Annotated in this window: 7 protein-coding genes and 1 tRNA gene; 2 read left to right on the top strand and 6 right to left on the bottom strand. The window is 47.1% G+C overall.

Annotated features, from left to right (window positions below):
- Window positions 1-94: 94 nt before the first annotated feature.
- Together ABXT62_RS00960 and ABXT62_RS00955 are read right to left on the bottom strand one after the other, a co-directional pair.
- Window positions 95-1165 carry an SMP-30/gluconolactonase/LRE family protein gene (locus tag ABXT62_RS00960; RefSeq protein ID WP_415356677.1) on the bottom strand — a complete coding sequence of 357 codons (1071 nt, stop codon included), beginning with the start codon at window positions 1163-1165 and terminating at the stop codon, window positions 95-97.
- 182 nt (window positions 1166-1347) lie between these two features.
- Entirely contained in the window at window positions 1348-3330 is a 1983-nt protein-coding gene (locus tag ABXT62_RS00955) for a DUF6077 domain-containing protein (protein ID WP_415356676.1), read from the bottom strand.
- Between the two features lie 718 nt (window positions 3331-4048).
- Between ABXT62_RS00955 and ABXT62_RS00950 the strand changes: the two genes are divergently transcribed.
- Complete coding sequence (locus ABXT62_RS00950; protein ID WP_415356675.1) at window positions 4049-6556, top strand: glycosyltransferase; 2508 nt, start codon at window positions 4049-4051, stop codon at window positions 6554-6556.
- 1047 nt (window positions 6557-7603) lie between these two features.
- Here ABXT62_RS00950 and ABXT62_RS00945 read toward each other — a convergent pair.
- The 4 genes from ABXT62_RS00945 to ABXT62_RS00930 all read right to left on the bottom strand — a co-directional run bounded on the left by ABXT62_RS00945 (window position 7604) and on the right by ABXT62_RS00930 (window position 13493).
- Window positions 7604-10600: a glycosyltransferase gene (locus ABXT62_RS00945; protein ID WP_415356674.1), complete on the bottom strand. Its 2997-nt coding sequence runs from the start codon at window positions 10598-10600 to the stop codon at window positions 7604-7606.
- A 214-nt stretch (window positions 10601-10814) separates the two neighbouring features.
- Complete coding sequence (locus tag ABXT62_RS00940) at window positions 10815-12209, bottom strand: ABC transporter ATP-binding protein (protein WP_415356673.1); 1395 nt, start codon at window positions 12207-12209, stop codon at window positions 10815-10817.
- A complete protein-coding gene (locus tag ABXT62_RS00935; RefSeq protein WP_415356672.1) occupies window positions 12199-13050 on the bottom strand; it encodes an ABC transporter permease in 852 nt (283 codons plus the stop codon). Before ABXT62_RS00935 ends, ABXT62_RS00940 begins: the two co-directional genes overlap by 11 nt.
- Before the next feature lie 366 nt (window positions 13051-13416).
- Window positions 13417-13493 (bottom strand) — tRNA-Pro (locus ABXT62_RS00930).
- A 379-nt stretch (window positions 13494-13872) separates the two neighbouring features.
- On the opposite strand from ABXT62_RS00930, the gene ABXT62_RS00925 reads away from it, so the two are divergent.
- Entirely contained in the window at window positions 13873-15975 is a 2103-nt protein-coding gene (locus ABXT62_RS00925; protein WP_415356671.1) for an alpha-glucosidase, read from the top strand.
- Window positions 15976-16008: the final 33 nt, after the last annotated feature.

Below are 16008 nucleotides of genomic sequence, written 5' to 3'. Positions count from 1 at the left end.
AAAAACGCTCCTACAAAAGGCCTCGCGGTCATCTAAGAAAGTTTACCTTGTCGTCCTCAAAAATAGCCACCCGGCCTGGATACCGGCGGCGATATCAATGCAGCGTGATTTCGGCCAGTCGGTCGCCCGAGAATGAGCCTGCATATAATTTACCTTGGTACGGTACGGCCACTGTAGCCGGCCCAAAAACGCCGCCCTTATCAGCCCGGAAAATTACTTCAGTCAGACCAGATTTGGTATCCACCGCAATCAATTCATAACCGGAGCCACAGCTTCCCTTGGTCAGCCCGAAACAGGAGCCCATAGTGAGTGGAGAGAGATGCGACGCCAACAGCAACCGGCCATCATCCAGCCAGACGGAGTTATCAATATTCGCTACTGCTATTCGACTTACAATTTCCTCTGTAGCGACGTCATACTGACGCAACTCCTGCTCTATATAATTATTCACCCAGATAGTTTTGCCATCGTGCGACACTTCGATGCCATTGGGCATTTTAGCTGTAGAATTAGCCACCACTTTTAAACCTGAGCCAGGCACCCAGCGCCACACATGGCCATCATTCAGGCCCAGACTGGATTTAATTTGGGCTAGGATTTCGTTTTCGCGCTGATACATATTGGTCACCGCAAAACCACCATCGGGCAGCGCAACCACATCATTCAGAACGGCGGACGATGGAAATACCACGCAGCCACGCCAAGCGAGAGTGGGCGCGATGCTGGCATCGGCAGAAGCCTGCACTTCATAAAACAATATATGCTCTTGGCTGCTGTGATTCACCACTAGCAGCTGCAGAGAATCACCTCGGGACGAAAGATGAATGCCGTGTGGCGATAGCTGGTCAGGCAACGGGCAGCTGTCTTCACCCCAGGTATCGCCATTTTTGCCAGCAGTCATATTGCTACTATTTACCAGCTGTATAAATTCGGCTCCTGGCCCAGGTTGGTACCAAGTAATTGCTCCAGGTAACTGCCCACCGTTGCCATACTCACCAATCAACAAGCCACCGCCATTTGGCATCACCTCCAGATCTTCGGGCATCTGGACGCCGCATAGTGGGGTGACATCACCGTCTGGCTCACAACTCAGTTCAACTTCGCCACACGCTGCGAGGATTGACAAGGCGACGACTAAACTACAACGGCGGATGAATAGGGACATGGGAAAGCCTCCACGGATTGCTATTGATTTCGCTTGAGGTCGTAGGCATGCGCCGACAAACGGCTCAGACGGTCGAAGGTACTTTGTCATGCACACTTTAATACGTATTTAGCTGATAAATCCACCCTGACCATCCAGTTTCAGTGCATGCACAAGGTGCTTTTTAGCAGCTTATTTTTGGATCATGGAAGATGCCATAGCTGGTAGATATCGCGTTTCTCTTCGACATAGCCAGCAGCACCAAGCACTTCCTCAATCGCAGGCGCCATCTCTACGCGACTGTCATAGACGACGAAGGTAGGTCGGTCTATTGCAAGTTGCGACTGAAAGAAAGCTGCGCTAGAGAGATCTTTGTCCTGCCCCTGCAAAAACGCCATCACTCGCCTACGTCGGTCGAGCTCTGGGTATCCAACATAGCGTCCAATTCTTTCGAATTTCAAATAACGTGGCCTCACTATTAACGGATACGGATGCTGACGGAACGTCGTAACCCACTGTGCGACCGAGACCGGCGCATATACCGTCGAGCGCAGCGGCGCTCTGCGAACGATTTCCTCTGCGAGAGCATGAAGGTCTGGATCGACCTTGAACTGAGGGACTGCGATAACAACGCTATTCCCCGCGGAAATACTCCATTGTCTTGAAACGAGTAAGACTGCTACCAGCATAACCAACAGCATTGCATGACCCTTTAACCGTGGAATCTTATCCGCAAAGAGCCCCGCAAGTCCGACAATAGAAATCGAAGCGGAAATTATAAATGGTACCGACCAAAAGAGCCTCCACTCAAAAGCACTATCTAAGTTTTTTGCCAAAAACTCTCCAGTCCACGGATTCAACACAAAGCCCACAAACATTAGGGTTGTCAGCGCATACAGTCGTCGCCGTCTGAAGCCTGCTACAAACAAGGGTGCGATGGGAAATAATACTAAAATCAGTGCCCCCAAAATGCCTTCACCTAAAACGGTAGCCAAACCGGTGCCAGAACCGAACAAACTAATACCATGAATTTCATTTTCGCTTTTCATGTTAACCAGCAGAAATAAGCCAATGGCGCACAGGAAAAGTCCTGAGGCTAGTCCGACTGCAATGATACGCTTGACCACCACGCGTGAGGCGCCCAGAAACCCGCCACACAGCGCCGCGGCGACGACAAATGGCACCGTCCCAAATGCGGAGCTGCTCAATCCAGTACTGGCAACAATTGCCATTCCAAGTGGCAGCGCGCGACGTCCATCGGGAAATTCTGCAAATCGTAGGCCTAACAGTAGACATAATGGCAGGCCAATAGTGACCAAAAGGCTTTTGCCCTGGAACAAACGGACGAAGGCAAAGTTTCCGAATTCTCGGTGCGACTCACCGAGCGCAATCATTAGAACAAGCCATGCAAGCAGCACTGAAAATGCATATTGAGGCACCAAATGCTGAGCCAGCTTCCAGTGCACCAGTACCGCTATACCGCCGAAAATCGGCGCCAAAATTAAATAGTAGAGGGTCTTGTGATGCACGCCAAATAAATCACTTAAAGCAGCAACCAGCAACTCGTATGTGTGAAACTTGTAAATTGACAACTCTAGCGGGACCTTAGGATCCTGCCATAAACCAGAATGTGAAAACAGCGGCTCAAGAGGAAAATCCATAGCGGTCACAACGAAATTGAGATACTGCGAATCGTCCTGATCGAGCCGGTGCGTTATCGCCACTAACACTAGGCCAAAGAGGGCTAAAGCGACTATGCCAACTCTTTGCCAATTCGGTGTTTCAACTGGTGCCTCGCTATATAGAGCGGCGGAGGTTGAGGCTGTGCGGAAAACCAAAATCGAAGCACATAGTAAGAATAGCCAGACAGGCCAATAGTGATTGTCGAAAATACGCAGCGTCAAGGCACAGATGATCAGTGCCACTAGCGCCCAGAGCGCGCCGGTGTCGGGGGCAGAGGCCAATGCTGGCTCCCGTGCACTGCCGGTGCGACTCGTGTCAACCAGAGCACTCCTGCCCGTACACACTGCCCATATGCCCAGGGCAGTGAGAATTGGCACAAAACTCCACGCCATTACGTCTGAGAAGCTTGATGCGGACAGCACCATCGCATAACAGTAAACCGTCCAGCTCCCAAAAAAGCAGACACCTGCAATAAGACAGCTATCCCCAGCGGCTCGATTCATAATGTCTCAGGACCTCTCAATGATCTGCTTCTTAACGTCTTAAAGGGTCTATCTCTGGTGTCTCGAGTATCTTTTAACACTTAATTCAACCCGAGTATTAGTTTAGCCAATGTGTGCAGGCAGGGCCTCGTTTATATCGAAGAGATTTAGGCCTTCCCCAAAACCCTTCGCGTCCTCGAGATCCGGCATATGAGTATGCCGCACAGCTGAACCCCGATCCATTCCACACCGCGTTTCATCGTACTAGTTTCGCTACGACGCCGTCTCAAGGTGGCGACTAATCGACTGTTCTGTGCCTTTACCAGTCTTTCGCAACTCTGACCGCCTGCACTATTTTGATTGGTTAATTAGGCATTTTTCTCTCCAAACGCTTGCCTAATATTAGCTATCTGACCTAGGAAGGCTGCTTCACCACGACTCCGCATGTTAATATCAACTAGTATCGTGTGTGACACGCCTACGCCTTTTTCTCATCTTCGTCGGTATTTCTTTTCCGCATTTTACCATTCTGTTTCACTGCTGCTGCAAGATCAAATAGTCGACGGGAAAAGACTATGAAATTTAAAACATCACCTGATAGACTTAATATCGTCGCGCAGTAAACCGTCAGATCCAAGCGGGTTAAAAGTCGAAGTTTGTTAGTCCATCGGGCAAATAGTGTTTTTAATCAGGTGACGGCTCCGCGCTCTCCGCTAACTTAACGAGTGTCCGCGTATCTATGAAGGTTATTCATTTAAAACGCAGGGTTCAACTAATCCTTAAAAGTGTTGCCTCCCGTGGTGGCTTTTCTCGTGTCTATAAAAAAGTGGTTTTTCGCTACCGTCATGAAGGCTTTTCGGGATTAAAGCGAGCGCTCAATCACCTGGCAGCTCATGAGCTGAAAGATAATCATAACCCGGGAAGCATGCATCTATTGCAGCCGGTTAAAGTGGATTCTGAGTCGCTACTTTCGCCGCGGGTGCTGATAATCGGCGAGATGAGCATACCGCAGTGCAAGAAGTACCGGGTAGTACAGAAAAAACAGCTTTTTGAGAAAATAGGCATCGACTGCACAATTCTGGATTGGAGACACCACATTGATTGCCTAAATGCGCTGTCTACTCACTCTCTGGTGATTTTTTATCGTGTGCCAGCCTTACCGCAAACCATGGAACTCATCGATGAGGCCAAGCGCCTAAATCTGCGAACCTTATGGGAAGTAGATGATCTGATATTTGATCGAGAAGTCTTGATAAATAGCAAAACGCTTGCTCAGCTGAGGCCAGATGTTTTGGGGCCTTTGATTGATGGCGCAGAACTTTATCGACAAGCCATGCTGGCATGTGATGAGGGAATTGCATCTACTAGCGGGCTTGCAGATGCTATGCGAGCTGCTGGAGTTCCAGCTGTTTCCGTCGTTGAAAACGCCCTTGATCATCAAACATTGAAGGCTGCTGAAAGGCATCTTAATCAACACAGAGTAGCTGATGATTGGCTTCGAATTGTGTATGGCTCTGGTACGAATACGCATAATGTGGACTTCGCTGAGGCGGCTGATGCCATCCTAGATATATTGACCGAATTCCCCAAAGTAAAATTTCGGGTGGTCGGGATACTAGAATTACCGGAAGGTTTTCAGCGGTTTAAGTCGCGTGTCGAGAGAATAGAGTTCTGTGAGTATGAAGAGTATCTTGGTCACTTATCACAGTGTGATATTAGTATTGCGCCTTTAGAAAATTATATTTTTAACGAGGCTAAAAGTAATATTAAGTTCCTTGAGGCCTCCGTAGTTAAAGTGCCGTCTGTGTGTTCCCCGCGTAGCGCTTTTACGTCGATTATTATCGATGGTAAAACCGCGCTGTTGGCGGATACATTCGCCGAGTGGAAGCAAGCGCTCGGCAGCTTGGTGGAAAGCGCTAAGCTGAGGAACAGCCTAGCCGAGTCTGCGTACAAGACAGTTCTGGATCGATATACGCCTGTTCACATTGCGCAAGCACAGTTAGCTCCACTGCTGAAAAATCCTGCCGCTAAAAGCCCTGCAACAAAAATACTATCAGTCAACATTTACTACAGTCCAGATTCATTTGGTGGCGCAACCATCGTGGCTGAGCAAGTGAACAGTCTATTGCACCAAATGGACGGGTTCGAAGTATTTGTATTCACAGCTATACGCAGTGGGGTAATCCCAGATTACAGCATGCGGCGCTACAGTACTGATGGTATAAGTGTATTCGGCGTTTCGCTACCTGATAACCTGGATGCCAGGTCACAGTTTGACAATCCCCACGTAGCTGACCAATTTGAACAAGTTCTAGCAGCAGTCAAACCTGATCTTGTGCATCTGCACTGCATACAGGGACTAGGTGTTGCTTTAGCCGATCGATGTATCGACAGGGGCATTCCGTACTATATAACATTACATGATGCCTGGTGGATCTGTGGACGGCAGTTTATGCTCGACAAGACAGGCGTTTACTGTAATCAAGAGGTAATCGATTCAAGCGTATGTGCCGGCTGCGTGGAAGAACCGATACTTAACGTAATCCGCCAAAAAAGACTGAAGGGTGTTCTTGATAACGCACAACAACTGTTGGCCCCCAGTAAGTTTTTCGCTGGGCTCCACAGGGATAATGGATTTCCCGGTGGCCAAGTAATCGTCAATAAAAATGGTGTAATGAGACCCCTTTCTGGAGCGGCGAGAACCAGGCATGCAGGCCCCGTCAGGTTCGGGTATGTGGGCGGTAACAGCCAGGTGAAAGGCTTCCACCTAGTCGAAAAAGTGTTCCGTTCAATGGGCAGAGAAGTACAACTGAAAATTGTCGACAACATGCTAAGTTTAGGTTGGTCTTCGTACGACAATGTGTCTCTTACAACACAAGAAAATGTAGAGACTATTCCTGCGTATTCGCAGGATAAGATAGACGACTTTTTCTCTAGCATTGATGTACTACTCTTCCCTACTCAGGCGAAGGAAAGCTTCGGCCTGACTGTCAGAGAGGCGATTGCCAGAAATGTTTGGGTGATTGTAACTGCAGCGGGTGGAGTTACGGAAGACATCGTCGACGGTGGGAATGGAGAAATTATTCCCTTCAACGATCGAGGCGAAGGTCTACGGAGTGCCGTTGTTAATGCGGTAAAAAGATTTGAATCTATAGAAATTGGTACCGTAGTTGCTTGGGATAGTACTAATATTACATGGTTTGAAGACCAGGCTAATGAGTTGGCAAAGATATTCTCTAGAGAATAACCTTTGCGTTCGATTCAGCAGCGGCGCCGCTTACGACCAGCATAAGGTTTTAACAGTTCTTCAGAAGTGAACCTGAAAATGTAAGTGGAGAACATAAAACACACGCTTTAATTGACAAAAAATCAAAAAATAATGAGAAGCTCGGGCTTTAAAAAGCCCCCTTACCCATTCTTCTGAGGGAACCGTCTACCATATAGATTACTTTTTTTACAAATGAATTGTACAAAGACGTCTCAGCAGACCCAAACGAGAACATTGAAGACATAGTGCCTGTTGACTATGTCTGGAGAGGTAAGACTCCGGTTGAGGCAGTCGATCACGGAGTATATTTCGACTACTTGGTGGCTTCCCATATTGTTAAATACGCTCCAGATATGATTGGTTGGTTTGGGCAGATACCAGCAGCACTAAAACAGGCGAGGTACTCTCGCTTGTCGTTCCCGACAAGCGTTTTACGTTTGACTGCCAAAGAGATGTGAGCAGAGCTTCCGAGTTCATTGATGCCTTCCTTTTTAAGTCTCAAAGATTCTCTCTACGACACGTTGTTGACCGCCACTACCGCTCCTCCCCAGTGAATACCGAGCTTTCCTGAACCGAGAAATTTCAACTTGACACCCTAGACACTGTGCACACTCACCCGAATGGTATTTTTGATCTTTGCAGAGCTTGTTAGATGAAGACTGATATTTGAATTCTCATTGCTACATATTCACTCGGGGATACTTTGGTGAAGTTTTTCGTTGTATCTTGCAGCGCGAACTCACTGACGTCGAGCTTACGCATTTATTTCCGACAGAGGTCAATGGCATAGAATTTTATGTGCCGTTAAGAAAGCAAATATAGCATTACAAGTACAAGAAGGAGAAACAGCGTCTTGCCTAGTGGTTATCCGCGCCTCTCGATCTGCTAAGCCTTACATGCCGGCAAAGTCTTGAAGGTGGGGCTAGGTGCCTACCTTAAAAATCGTGAGCCACTTTATAGCATGAATTTATCATTGAACAAACAATCATCAATAGTTCACATAGCAGATGATTGTGATCGCGGGGCTTACGCTAATTGCTTTAGTCTTGGTGGCCATGCGTAAGTAAAGTCACCATGCTCTAGGGTCAGGTTCGGAGAATATGCCGGATCGGTTAACAGAAGATCTCCCCAAGTCTGCTGCATATAGGCGACTTCTGCCTCGAATCTTGCACGTTTTTCACTGTCATCTTGATAACCACATAACGAGGAATCCTCGTGGTATAACTCGGCGAAGGGCGTCCATGTATTCTTATAGCCAGCGGCTCTAACGCGCAAACAAAAGTCTACGTCATTAAAATCGACGCCGAGTTCATCTTCATTGAACCCTCCCACGTCCATATAGATATCCTTTCTTATGACTAAGCAGGCCGCCGTGACCGCAGACACTGATTGCATGAGTGTGGTGCGGCCAAAATATCCAAAAGCAGATTTAGAAATTTTAATGTGAGAATGTCCCGCAACCCTGTCTTTGCCGAGGCCTAATATAATACCTGCGTGCCGGATAGTGCCATTTGGATATAATAGTCTTGCGCCTATGGCTCCTGCATTGTCCTGCAACGCAAGGCTTATCATTTCCTCCAGCCAGCCTATACTTATCACGTCAATGTCATCGCTTAAAAGGCAAACTAAATCCCCCTTAGCCACTGCTGCTGCTCGGTTATTGAGCGCAGAAGCATTTAACGCCCTATCAGTGTGTATGACTTGTATACGAGAATTTTTTTGTATTTCCTTAAAATATTTAATCGTACCGGGCACAACAGAACCATTGTCGACGATCAATATTTCATAGTTAGAATAGCTAGTCTTATTCAAAATACTTTTGATACACCGTTTGAGCACCGGCAAATTATCGCGCGTTGGGATAATCAGACTGACTAAAGGCAGCTTGTTAGGAAGCGCATACTTAGTGCGATAACCATTCCCTAACAGCTGTGCCGTGGCTTGAATACCAGCTCGCTCAAAATGTTCGTTGAGTGCCCTTTCTCCGGCAATCATGGCATGGGGTTTTGCGTATAGCGAGCTGGCTGTACTTTCTGCGTGTGTTCGCCAGTGGTATAGCACTCTGGGGATGTGCTTAATGTCGGTCTGACTTATTTGCTCGATACAGCGCAGAGCTAGATCATAGTCTTGAGCACCTTCTATGCCGACCCGGAAGCCGCCGACAGAGTTTACCAAGCTTGTCTTGTATGCTCCCAAATGGGAAAACATGTTCTGTGAATAGAAGAGATCAATATTCCAGTCACATTTAAAATAGGGTGACGACCTGTTGCTTGCCTCGTCAACTTTGTCCTCATCGGAGTAAATCATCTGAACACGTTTATTGTTGTTGATGCAGTCTACTATCCAGAATAATGCGTGCTCCGACAACAAGTCGTCGTGGTCTAAAAGTGCTATCCATTCACCTCCTGCTATTTCCAAGGCTGAATTGGAGGCCGCCGACACATGGCCATTTTTTTCTCTAAAGACAAATTTTATCCTGGAGTCTTGTGCTGCATATTGTTCTAACAGTGACCGGATAGATTCATCTGTCGATGCATCGTCTGCGATGCACAATTCCCAATTTTGGTATATCTGATGGCGTACTGAATCTATAGCCTCTGCCAGCCATATAGAGTTCGCGTTGTATACCGGCATAACGACCGAAATAAGTGGTTGGTGTTCAAATGTTTCGCCTTTTTTGGCCAAGTTAGAGCGTGAAGCAGCGGTTAATGTGTCGTATTGGGCGATCCAGTTTGTGTAGTCTTGCTCAGCACCAGGTTTCTTGTATACATTGTACGAATGCAAAATGTGTTTCTTAACACTTACCCATCCCTCACGCTGGATTATTCTGCCTGTTTTGGTTAGCGCGGCGTATATCCCGCCCGTTTTTTCGATAACCTGCGCAGTCATCGAGGCTATTATTTGGAGCCTGGCTCTATTTCTGGAAAGGAACGATAACGGCCGACGAGCTTGACCTCCCGTCTGTCCATATTCTAAATAATGCGCCAAGGGGTCCTGCCCTCTATTTTTGACATCGGGATTTTGCTCTAAGTACCAATCAGCATTAAAACCATTATTATTTCTGCGCTTACTGGAAATACTTAAATAGAGAGCTCCACATGTTTTTTTGACTAATCGAATGGGAGCTGTGATACGCCAGCTGGTGGAACTGTGTATTCCAGTCACTTGCGTTGTCAGCGCGTCAATCTCCTCGCGTAAGTCTGACGCCTCATGTTCGCGATGGCTCAGAATCTCACTCACCTCGCCGAACTTTCGATGGTTTTCCGCTACCTGATGGCGAAGGTCAGTATTCTCCGATTCTTTTTGTCGCTGACGATCCGCTGCTTGAATTGCCTCGACTAGCGTTCTGTCAATATACGTCAACATAGGCCCTAACCGATCAAATTCATCCGTCCATTGCATCACCTGCTGCTGGAATCCCGCGTCGTCGGCGCATCCGCTCTCTAAAATGACTGCCTGCAGTTTTAAGTATATTTCAGCGGCCAATGCGGGACAGTCGGAGTCAAGACCGCAATCTTGTGGCTGATACTTGCTGTGCTGTAAGTCATGATCCAGAAATTCAGATTGATAATAGACCAGTTCTTTCTTATCCACCGAGAGATTTAGGCTGTGCGCCATACGTTCCAACTCATTCGCGGAATCCCGCACTAGATGATCATAGTCAACTATGACTCTAGAGGTGTTGTCCGTCAGTGATAGGGTTTGAATAACATAGTTCAACCAAAGCAAAAAGATTCTCTCTCGACCTTCCCAGCCTCGATTTTCAATGGATTTAACAACGCTCAATGGCTGACGGATAGCCAAGACATAATTTACGTTAATATCGCTTCTGGCGAAGACCTCCTTCCAAAAAGGTAGAAGCTTGGCCATTCTCGGATCTTTAACTCCTAACAATGTTCTATCTTTAAGCTTTTCCTTAACTAGTGTTTCTGCCTTTAGAAAATAGCCTTGTTTGTTCAGTATCTCCAAATCAATCTGAGTAACTGGAGACGTGTAAAACCAGTCTTTATCGATTGCGCGCAACAGCTCTATATTAAGCGCATTGAAATCGATATCTTCCCAAAACCCCGTCTCATTGTCCCCGTCGTCGCCGTCCGCAGCAGACAGTAATCGGCCACCCAGATCTACGCCTAATACTTTGAGTGCGCGAGTGATCGCACTTGTGCCGCTCCGATGCATGCCAAGCACGACAATTAGTCGACCATTACTCTCTTCCACGTTATTCCTGTTCTAGTTCTTAATAAGGCGCTAGGGACGTCTTTGTTGAGTCGTTGCTGATATCTATAATTTCCTGAGAACAGTTAAAATCGACATAACACGTTGAAAGGTCATTGTGCTCAGCCATAACCCGAAACATGGCGATATCGACCATTCGATGAAGATAACCCTCGGCACCCTGCGCCTCGCCAGTAACACCGGCATTTAGAAAGTAGACGCCTGGGTTCAGCTGACATCGAAAATCAAACTCAACACGGTAAGTTGTGTCCGGTCTTACATTTTCGATTCCAGTGCTAGGGCTTGATGCAGACACTCTACCACCGAGCTCAATGCCTGACGTTGTTTTAATCAACATGCCGAAAGCAACTTTCGAAGCACCGCCTAGAAACCTCACTGTGTAGGCAAACCGGTAGGATTGCCCTCTAATCAGATGATTCACCTGCTCTCCAGAAAGGGTCAGGATCGCAGGCGATTCTATATGCGCACCATGTGGCTCGTAGGTAACGGTACTTTTAGGCATAAAGCCTGGGTCGTAGCTCTCTTTTAAATGCGATGGGTTTGGTCCAAGCTCTCTGTCACCTATATTTTCCTTCTGCTCTACATTGGTGGCGATTACATCCGCGCCAATGACATTCGCTTTTCTAATTTGATCCCGGACGGCTTCTTGTTTTTCATGGGGTGCGTACAACAGTTTTTGATAACGCGCGACGATCTTTTTAGGCGCGCCCTCGGCGAGCTTCTCGCCGCCGTCTAAAAGTATTGCTCGGTCGCAGAGTTCAATGATGGTTCCACCAGAATGGGAAACGAAAAGAATTGTCGCGCCCTGGGCTCGAATGGCTTCTATGCGGGAAAAGCATTTGCGTTGAAATAATTCATCGCCTACCGATAGCGCTTCATCAATTATCAGTATCTGAGCGTCGACATTGATTGCGACAGCAAATGCAAGTCTGACAGACATACCGCTAGAATAGCTTTTTACCGGTTGTTCAATAAATTCACCAATGTCTGCAAATGCTGCTATATCATCAAATCGCTGTTCAATCTCTAATTTCGAAAGTCCAAGAATTGCGGCATTCATATAGACATTTTCTCGACCTGTGAAATCAGGGTTGAACCCTGCGCCCAACTCTAGCAGGGCTGCAATTCTTCCGCGGGTATGAAGCGTTCCGCCTGTGGGGTTTAAGGTGCCACAAATAATCTGCAGCAGTGTCGATTTTCCGCTGCCGTTGCGGCCTATGATGCCAACTGCCTCTCCCTTTCGGACTTCAAAAGAAATATTTTTGAGCGCGTTAAATTCACGAAAATACTGCTTTCGTGCTCTTGTCAGCATTTGCTTAAGGCGATCACTGGGAGCATCATAGATCTGATAACGCTTGCTAACATCCGCTACGGATATTGCGATCTCAGAGGACATCTGCAAAACCCTTCCTAGTTTTCTGGAACCAGGCAAAACCAGCACAGGCAACTGAAGTGGCGACAAGGGTATAGATGCCCAGTCCAGCCCAGTGCGGCATGCGCCCCAGAATCACCACACCTCGCGCTTCTTCAATAATGAAGGTAAGCGGGTTGGCCATGATTAAAGGCCGCACTTCTTCAGGCAGCGCCGCGACAGGGTAAAAAATGGGGGCAAGAAATAACATCATTGTGGTGATGATCCCAACGGTTTGTCCGACGTCACGCAGGAATACGCCCAGTGATGCGAATATCCAGGCAACACCAAGCGTGAGAATCACTAACGGCAGCAGCACAAAAGGAATAAAAACCACTGTCCAGTGCAGATAACCATTAAATAGCGCGAAGGCGATCAGCAGTACAGTCAGGCTGATGCCGGCATGGAAGAGCGACGCACCCATGGCAATAACAGGCAATGCATCTAACGGAAACACCACTTTTTTGACATAATTGACATTCGATACAATTAGCCCGGGCGCGCGATTGAGCACTTCAGCAAACAATCCATGCACAATCATGCCGACAAACAACACTAGAGCGAACTGGGTTTTACTCTCATCACCATCAGTACCCCAGCGGGCCTTAAATACGACGGAGAATACAAAAGTGTAGACGGCCAGCATCAATATAGGCGTCAGCAATGACCAAGCCAGACCCAGAACAGACCCTTTGTATCGGCCCACTACTTCTCGTCGGGTCATCTGCACGATGAGGTTGCGATTGCGCCAAAGGCTTTTGATCAGGGCTACCGGGGATGTGGGCTGAGCCGCATGGGGATTGATTGGCGTTATTGCGTTAATCATGCAGAGCGACTCTCGTCATCGGAAATCACGCTATAAACAACGCACATCAGCTTGTCCTTTGGATACTTGACCCAGTGTAAGTCGTCAGAAGCTTTTGAACAAAGCGCTTACTAATTTAAGTGTTATATGTTGCTGTTCATATTAATGTATTTTGCGTCTCGATGCTCAAGTGTTCTGCTTAATAGTTCCTTACTTTGCAAGTGTTTCAGTGCTGCAGCCTCACCGCGGCAACCAAGAGTTAATCTTTCTCGTTCTTGATGCTTGCTAGCCCCGAAGGGTTCTAACGACACCGTATCTGGCTTTTCTAAACTTAATCCAATTATTCCTGTGATTTATGCGTCAAATGGCAGATATTGGAGAGGTGTTTGGTCGGTGTAGGAGGATTCGAACCTCCGACCCCTTCGTCCCGAACGAAGTGCGCTACCAGGCTGCGCCACACACCGATGCATGGAGTCTCCTACTATACCAAGCGGAGAAAATTTGACCAATAGGAGCTATAGCGAGAAAATGCTCATCCAATACGTAAAAATCTCGCTCAAGATGCCAATAGCCTTCACCACAAATATCAGTATGAGCAACAATCGCACGGCGTTGCAATACGCGTATCTTTAAAGCAGTCTTCGTGTTTTATATCGTGTGAACCCCTAATCTGAAAGAGCGTATGAAAAGTATATGCCGATCAATGTTAGAACGTATGCCCTTCGCATTATAGGGCTGGCAGTCGTTAATTTACTGTTATCCGCATGTTCCGACATCTTATCTGGGCATATCACTCATGATGAAAAACTGCAGTCGAAGCCCATCGCGCTAGGGCAGTTTTTGGTGCGCTATCAGGCCACTGATTCAAGCTTACCGGCGCTTAAGATCACGCATAACAGGTCTGAAAATAAAATCTTATGGCAAACCGTGCCTGGTGCAAGTTTTGTGATGGGAGGCAAAGGCAAAGAGAATGTTCACGAGGTTAAGGGGTCTTTCTTTATTGATGACGAGACTCAGGATACCTGTGAGGATCAAACCGTTACTAGCCTAAAGGTCATCGATGACACGCTAGTCATTAGCGGTGATCTAGCCTGTAAATCAGGCAAATCTATTGGCTATACATTTAGTCTTAAGCCGCACTCCAACAATCAATTATCGTTCTCCGCTCAATTAGACGATACATCGTATAACCGCATCTACTTAAATTACGCTTCAGAAAAAGACGAAAGCTTCTATGGCTTTGGCGAGCAATTTACGTATTTTGATCAAAAAGGCAAAAAACTGCCGATTTTTATCATGGAGCAAGGGGTGGGCCGCGGATCTCAGCCCTTCACTTTCCTAGTCGATGTCAATGCAAGTTCAGGCGGGAGTTGGCACACATCGTATGCGGGTGTGCCTCATTACATGACCAGTAAAATGCGATCATTGTTTTTAGAAACCTCAGAGTATTCGTCCTTTGATATGACAGAAGACCATCAGGTTCAAATAGCGTTGTTTTCAAATTCAATTAAGGGCCGAATTATCAATGGCGATAGCCCTTTAGCATTAATCGAAGAATATACGACGTATTCGGGCCGTATGCGTGAGCTACCTGACTGGATTCATGAGGGCGCGATTCTCGGCATGCAAGGTGGCACAGAAAAAGTAATGGCCGCCTATCAGGAAATGAAAGATAAAAAGGGTGCAGTGGCAGGTTTATGGCTACAAGACTGGGTAGGTCAGCGTAAAACATCCTTCGGCAAGCAGCTTTGGTGGAACTGGGAGTTGGATAATGATCGCTATGAAAACTGGGGCGACATGTTAGCTGGCTTAAACAATGATGATGTACAGGTTCTCACTTACATCAACCCCTTTTTTGCGCAGGTTGATGACAAGCCTAATGTACAAAGAAATCAATTTAATGAATTACTTGAAAAAGGCTTTCTGGTTAAAACACACAATGGAGAGCCTTACTTAATTGAAAATACCAGTTTTTCAGCTGGATTAATTGACCTTTCAAATCCCGAAGCCAGACGCTGGATTAAGCAAGTCATTAAAGATGAGCTCATTGCCAGTGGCGCATCAGGCTGGATGGCCGATTTCGGTGAGGCACTGCCCTATGATAGCAAGTTGCATAGCGGCACACCCGTTGAATCACATAACCGATACGCCGAAGAATGGCAGCAAGTGAATCGCGAAGCCATAGACGAAGCAGGGCGCGGTGATGATATTGTATTCTTTAGCCGTTCTGGCTATACAAAAAGTCCCGGCTTGACCACGTTGTTTTGGCTGGGCGATCAACTGGTAACCTGGGACAAGTATGATGGTATTAAAACCGCTGTAACCGGCTTACTGTCCAGCGGGCTTTCAGGTTATTCACTCAATCATAGTGATATTGGTGGTTATACAACCGTGCCATCACCCGTCAGTTGGCTGATCAGTCATCGCTATCGCTCTAAAGAATTAATGCAGCGGTGGACCGAGCTGAATGCGTTCACCACTATTTTCAGAACCCACGAGGGTAACCGTCCAGAGGCTAATCACCAATTCAATACGGACGAAGAAACTCTCGACCATTTTGCTCGATTCGCAAATATATATAAAGCGTGGGCAGGTTACCGCAAGCAGCTAGTAAAAGATGCAGCGCAAAAAGGCCACCCTGTTGTAAGGCATCCATGGGTGCATTATCCCAATGATGACGCCGTAAGATTATTGGAATATCAATTTATGATTGGAGCCGATTTTATGGTGGCGCCGGTGCTAGACCCTGGGTCAGCATCAGTCGATGTCTATTTGCCAAAGGGAAGCTGGACCCACTTGTTTACGGGCCAGGTACACAGTCATGCGCAGGGGAAATCGATTGCTGTTGCAGCGCCTATTGGTACGCCAGCGGTTTTTTATAAAACAGAATCAAAGCCAGGTGAGCAATTTAGGCAGCGCTTACTGACGGATGGCTTGATTGAGTAAGAGACATTATGGAATAAAAAAAACCGAACACTG

The organism is Halioglobus sp. Uisw_031 (assembly GCF_047729875.1).
Classification (GTDB): Bacteria; Pseudomonadota; Gammaproteobacteria; order Pseudomonadales; family Halieaceae; genus Marimicrobium.
The sequence above is the reverse complement of the archived record's forward strand: the minus strand, read 5'-3'. Positions and strand labels throughout refer to the sequence as shown.